The organism is Pseudomonas sp. RGM2987 (genome assembly GCF_022952855.1).
GTDB lineage: Bacteria > Pseudomonadota > Gammaproteobacteria > Pseudomonadales > Pseudomonadaceae > Aquipseudomonas.
The window spans coordinates 1-1,452 of sequence record NZ_JALJDX010000031.1; the positions used below are offsets into that span (position 1 = coordinate 1).

The 1,452-nt window shown below is 60.9% G+C and carries 2 protein-coding genes; one reads left to right on the forward strand and one right to left on the reverse strand.

Translation table 11 applies throughout. The annotated features are described in order from the left end of the window. Positions 1-86 precede the first annotated feature (86 nt). Positions 87-542: a tRNA (uridine(34)/cytosine(34)/5-carboxymethylaminomethyluridine(34)-2'-O)-methyltransferase TrmL gene (gene trmL, locus RGM2987_RS00140; RefSeq protein WP_245138098.1), complete on the reverse strand. Its 456-nt coding sequence runs from the start codon at positions 540-542 to the stop codon at positions 87-89. On the opposite strand from trmL, the gene RGM2987_RS00145 reads away from it, so the two are divergent. Then, positions 541-981: a hypothetical protein gene (locus RGM2987_RS00145; RefSeq protein ID WP_245138099.1), complete on the forward strand. Its 441-nt coding sequence runs from the start codon at positions 541-543 to the stop codon at positions 979-981. The two genes, trmL and RGM2987_RS00145, sit on opposite strands and share 2 nt — an antisense overlap. Positions 982-1,452 lie beyond the last annotated feature (471 nt).

The following is a 1,452-nucleotide window of genomic DNA, read 5'->3' on the forward strand; positions in this document are numbered from 1 at the left end:
CGCGAAAGCGGTGGGTCAGTTGGCATTAATGTCATCTGACCCACCGCTTTCGCGAGCAAGCCCGCTCCCACATCAGTTATGGGGTGTCATTGGAAACCATTCTGCCGCCAGGCCTCATAGACAGCCACCGCCACCGTATTGGACAGGTTCAGGCTGCGGCAGCCTTCGCGCATCGGCAGTCGCAGGCGCTGCTCGGCTGGCAGGGCGTCCAGCACGTCGGCCGGTAGGCCGCGGCTTTCCGGGCCGAACAGGAATGCATCGCCGGCGACGAAACTGGCGTCATGGAACGGCCGCGAACCCTTGGTGGTGAAGGCAAACAGGCGCGGGTGCCCGAGGCTTTCCAGACAACTGGCGAGGTCGGCGTGACGCTGCAAGGTGGCATACTCGTGGTAGTCGAGGCCGGCACGGCGCAGGCGCTTGTCGTCCATCTCGAAACCCAGCGGTTCGATCAAATGCAGGTGACAGCCACTGTTGGCGCACAGCCTGATGACGTTGCCGGTGTTCGGCGGGATTTCCGGTTGAAAAAGGATGACGTGAAACATGCACGGCTCCGCAGATAAAGATGAGCGGCATTCTACGCCGCAAACCGACCGACGTTCGAAGCTAATGCCTCGGGTGATGGGTTCCCTGGCGATCGTCGGCGTGATGGTCGGGTTGATGATCGGGCGCCTGACCACGCCTGAACCGGTCGAATTGCAACAGGTAGAGGTGGTCGATGGGGCGCTGGTGGCCTGGTTCAATGACGAGCCCAAGTTGCATGGCGAAGTCATCGAAGGCTCGGTGGCGCTGTTGTTCGATGCCGAGGGCCGGGCGCAGAAGGGCCAATTCAAGCTCGACGGCAAGGACGTGAACTGGCGGGTGCGGTTGAGTGACAAGGGGTTGTTGCTGACGCTGGTAGCGGCGCGTCCGTTGCGCGGGGATTGGACCGGCAGCGAGGTGGGTGACCGCTGGCGGCTGGAGGTCCGTCTCCAGGAGCAATAAAAGAGGGAATCCCCGGCCTGCCTGTACCAAGGTTCCCGAAACGGGAGGGCGACCGCGAGGGTTCTGCCCTGGGTGTAAAGAAGGGAAACCTTGACCTGCCTGTATCAAGGCCCCCAAAACAGTGGGCTCGATGAGCCCGGTATAAAATGGGGAATCCCCGGCCTGCCTGTACCAAGGTCCCCGAAACTGGGTAGTGATCGAGTTATTGCAGGGGGCGTGCCAGTTTTAAATGGCTTGTCACAAAAAAACTGCTCATGCAGCGCAAAGCCCCGTATTTCGGGGCTTTGGTTTTTATTGAACCGGTGTTCGTGAGGTGGCCCGATTGGGCTAGGCTCGCAGGAAGCGCGCAGTTGCGGTTCATGGTGCATTGGTCTGGTGCACGCCCATGTCGCTACCGCCGCCGACTTATTTGTGGGAGCGGGCTTGCTCGCGAAGGCGTCATACCAGCCAGCATCAAATCGACTGGTACAC

What these genes read in the sequence shown, in the direction of transcription:
- trmL (WP_245138098.1), bottom strand. Translation starts at nt 542, where the DNA reads ATGTTTCACGTCATCCTTTTTCAACCGGAAATCCCGCCGAACACCGGC.
- RGM2987_RS00145 (WP_245138099.1), top strand. Translation starts at nt 541, where the DNA reads ATGCACGGCTCCGCAGATAAAGATGAGCGGCATTCTACGCCGCAAACC.